Source organism: Gluconobacter thailandicus F149-1 = NBRC 100600 (assembly GCF_000964465.1).
GTDB lineage: Bacteria > Pseudomonadota > Alphaproteobacteria > Acetobacterales > Acetobacteraceae > Gluconobacter > Gluconobacter thailandicus.
The window spans coordinates 1-1,644 of the sequence record NZ_BANH01000098.1 but is presented as its reverse complement, the minus strand read 5'-3'; the positions used below and the strand labels follow the sequence as shown (position 1 = coordinate 1,644).

2 protein-coding genes and 1 pseudogene are annotated in these 1,644 nt (G+C 38.9%); 1 reads left to right on the top strand and 2 read right to left on the bottom strand.

The features are described 5' to 3' along the window. Nucleotides 1-233, top strand: a 233-nt coding sequence (locus tag B7444_RS16985) for a hypothetical protein (RefSeq protein WP_206778511.1), incomplete at its 5' end; no start/stop codon positions are given. Here the strand turns inward: B7444_RS16985 and B7444_RS15595 are convergent. Further along, a complete protein-coding gene (locus B7444_RS15595; protein WP_007284677.1) occupies nucleotides 195-1,199 on the bottom strand; it encodes a DUF2806 domain-containing protein in 1,005 nt (334 codons plus the stop codon). The two genes, B7444_RS16985 and B7444_RS15595, sit on opposite strands and share 39 nt — an antisense overlap. A 199-nt stretch (nucleotides 1,200-1,398) precedes the next feature. Then, nucleotides 1,399-1,644: pseudogene (locus tag B7444_RS15590) on the bottom strand (hypothetical protein); the annotation flags it as partial.

The window sequence follows — 1,644 nt, the reverse complement described above, 5'->3', positions numbered from 1 at the left end:
CCAAGAGCCACCAGGGCGTCTTCCTGTTCCTTCAAATCCTGTCCAACTGTGGACACTCTGCAATAACCGTATTTCATATAATTCCCCTTATGATTTTGGCGGGGATTTATGGCGGCTATTTTCTGGCTGTCTTCTGCGGTTCTACAATACCGCCACAAATCTCAATCTATGGCGGTATTATATCAAATTTATTTCTATTTTTGTTTGGACCAAACTTTATCTGGAATGGTTGAGTATCGATATATTCCATTCTCGTTCATAATTATTTTATGTATTTTATAACTAACAATTTCAGGCACCTCCTCAAGTCCAGAAGATATTTCTTCTATTTTCCGTTGGTAATTTTTTTCAAAATCAATTGTCTTAAATAATTCTTTTCCTGCTCTCGTAAGAACTATAGAATTTAATGAAAGTTTATCATCAGAGGATACTTCTATATCTATATAAACATCACCATCATGTAAGGAAGTTTTCTTGCCTAAAAATTTAAAATTCATAGATAAAAATGAATCAACACCTTTTAATATCCCGTACTCTTGTAAATACATTAAATCTGAGAAAATATTTTCCTTGTTTTTCCTGGAAATTATTATGAAATCCAAAAATATTATTGGACACAAATTTACGAATATCTCTGCTGTGCTTTTATCTATTTCTGATAAAATCCTTAATGTACTCAATGAAAAACTTCCTGGATGCCGTACTTCTCCTGAAAGAATACGGCCCCATAATTGCCTAGCTCGCTCAGAGCTGGCTTTTTCCGCATGTGAAGAAAATATATTTAACCAATCTTCATCCAAAGAATCATTATTATCAGAACTATCACTGTATTTTTTTGATATATCTTCAAATGCATTATTTATGACTGAATCTGTATTTAATTTATTCTGATATGATTTTCCCATCATGGCTATAGTAGCTTGCTCCAATAATATTGGGTCTGCAGAAATTCTCTCTGCTACTTTTGGAACGAGAAGCTCTAAGACATTTTTTTGAGCATCTGTCTGATGCTCTTCTCTTTTAATCTCATCGTCAACATGTGCGTCTTTTTTTTTGCTTTCTTGGCTCAAACGATGAGTTAAGCGTCCGGTTAGGCTATCAATCCCTTGCAAACAACGGGTTCTTACGCCTTGTGGCAAAGTATGCCAAGCACCCCACAATGCACCTCCACTTCCTATAATTTCAGGTAAATCTATCATTGAAAAATATCTCCGTGACTACAAAAGTATCGCCAAAATCAAAGTCAATGTGAGATATATTCCATTCTGTTTTATAGGAAATCAACAGATAAGATGCTTTGATTTTCCGTCCCAAAAACACCTGATTTGGGAGTAGGGTGATTTTGCATGGCTGTGAGTCCGGTTCTGCAATTCTGGTACGGGGATTGCGGGACGGATTTCAGGAATTCATGGCCCGCCAGGCTGCCATCTTGGAAACATGCAGGAGTTTTTGCGACTTCTCTGGCAGACAGTCCCTAAGCCTTGAGACGACGCGCCTGAGCGATGTCCTCTTCTGTGAGCGTCGGCTTCTCCCGAGGCGGATGCCCTTTGCCTTGGCCGTCTCCAGCCCTGACAGCACACGCTTGCGGATGATGTTGCGTTCGAACTCTGCGGAAAACCCTTCTGGCTTCACGGAATCCGGGGA